1 protein-coding gene is annotated in these 2,109 nt (G+C 73.8%); it reads right to left on the bottom strand.

All coding sequences use genetic code 11. The annotated features are described in order from the left end of the window. Positions 1-245: 245 nt before the first annotated feature. On the bottom strand, positions 246-1,748 hold the full coding sequence (locus tag G3I42_RS08135; protein WP_164283791.1) for a hypothetical protein: 1,503 nt from the start codon (positions 1,746-1,748) through the stop codon (positions 246-248). Positions 1,749-2,109 lie beyond the last annotated feature (361 nt).

The raw sequence follows: 2,109 nt of genomic DNA, 5'->3' as shown, positions 1-2,109 counted from the left end.
GGGACGACACGGACCCCCTGCTCGCGCTCGCACCGCGGCTCGCCGGGGTGGCCGGGGCGCGGGACGCCGCGCGGGTCGTCCGCGAGGCACTGCGTACCGGCGCGGGCGCGCCCGGTGGTGAGGACTGTCTGCTGATCGCTCTCGTACGGGAGTGACGCGGCGGCAGGCGGGGGCCGGTCCGTGCCCGGACCGCTCTCGTACGGGGACGTGCCGCTGCGTGACGGGGGCCCGGCGGTGCGCCGCGTTCAGGCTCCCGCGACGCGTCCCGTGCCACGGTTCCTCCCCGGCGTCCTCGGCATGACGCGCTCGATGTCGCCGCGCAGGACATCGGTCTGGGCGTGGCCCGCGAACTGGCCGGTGAGGCGGTACATCTGGCGCAGCCGGTCCCAGGTGCGCAGCGAGGACGTCTCGCCGATCGACTGGAGCGCCAGCCGGGCGTAGAAGTCGGCCTGTTCGGGGTCGTTGCCGAGGAAGCAGGCCGAGGCCATCGAGAGGTGGTCGAAGATCTGCGAGCGCTGGCGTTCGGCGTTGCGCAGGGCGAGGGCGCGCTTGGCGTGGGCCTGGGCGACGGGTGCCGCGCTGGGGTCGTGCTCGGCGAGGGTGCGGTAGGCGAGGGCCTGCATGCCGTACAGGTCGGCCTCGTCGAACATCTGCATCCAGCTCAGATGCTCCCCCACGCCCTTGTCCGAGACGAAGAGTTCCTCCGCCTCGCCGAGCGTGCGGCGCATCGCCTGGCCGTGGCCCATCGAGGCGTGCGCCCACGCCTCGATGGTGCGGAACATCGCGCGGGTACGGGGCAGGGCGCCCTCGCCCGCGCCGGAGCCCGCGAGCTTCATGAGGTCGAGGGCCTCGCCCGGGTCGCCGAGGTGGATCTTCTGGCGCGCGGCGCGGGAGAGCGCCTCGCTCGCGCGGGGCCGGTCGCCGCCCTCGCGGGCCGCGTGCGCGGCGATGAGGAAGTACTTCTGCGCGGTGGGTTCGAGGCCGACGTCGTGGGACATCCAGCCGGCGAGCACCGCGAGGTTGGCGGCGACGCCCCACAGCCTGCGCTGGAGATGCGCGGGGTGGTGGTAGGCGAGCATGCCGCCGACCTCGTTGAGCTGGCCGACGACGGCCTTGCGCTGGAGGCCGCCGCCGCGGGAGGCGTCCCAGGCGCGGAAGACCTCGACGGAGTTCTCGAGTTCGTCGATCTCCTGGGAGCCGACAGGAGCCGCTTCGTAGCGGTCCCAGCCCGCCGGTTCGGCGTGGAGGGGGTCGCCGTCGCGCGGCCGGTCGGCCGCGAGGACGGGGTCGGTGTGCAGCCAGTCGTGCATGGCGGTGCTGAGGGCGGAGCCCGCGGCGAGCGCGGCACCCGCGCCCACCAAGCCGCGTCGGTTGAGCATGAGGTCCATTCCCGTGAATTCGGTGAGGAACGCGGCCGTCTTCTCGGGCGCCCACGGCACACCGTCGGGGTTGTCGACGCTCCCCCCGGTGTGCGCGCTCCCCGCGCGCCCGCGCCTAACCAGGCCGAGATCCTCGATGGTCACGACACGGCCGAGACGCTCGGTGAACAGGGCGGCCATCACCCGCGGTACCGGGTCGCGGGGAATTTCACCCACGTCGATCCAGCGCCGTACGCGCGAGGTGTCGGTGGCGAGCTGGGGGTGGCCCATGGCCGCCGCCCGCCGGTTCACCAGTCTCGCGAGTTCGCCCTTGGACCAGCCGGTCATGCCGAACAGGTCACCAAGGCGGGTGTTGGGTTGTCCGCTCACGTCAAGCCCCCAGGTTCTCGGCTGATTTGACACTAACGGCCGGTCACGTGCGGAGCGAGTATTCGCCAGGGTTCGCCAGGGTGCGCCAGATGGTCTGCCATGGCGCGCCGGGTGTCGGGTAGGAAGCGCGCCAACCCGGCCCGGCGCCCTGTCGGCACTCCCCAGGGTGTCGCAGGTCACCGGGCCGGGCGGGCGCGTCCGATGCGCGGGCCCACGAAGGGCTCGCGGGCCCAGGAAGGGATACGCCCACCCCATGTACACCGCTCAGTCGCCTCTCTCCGCGCCACCCCGCGCGCCACGTGCGCGCCAGCCCGGCGCCCCGTTCCTCGACCCCGCGCGGGCGGCGGCCGTGCCGTTCGCC

Source organism: Streptomyces sp. SID11385, from assembly GCF_010548245.1.
In the GTDB taxonomy this organism is placed as follows: Bacteria; Actinomycetota; Actinomycetes; order Streptomycetales; family Streptomycetaceae; genus Streptomyces.
This window is presented reverse-complemented; position numbering and strand designations above follow the sequence as displayed.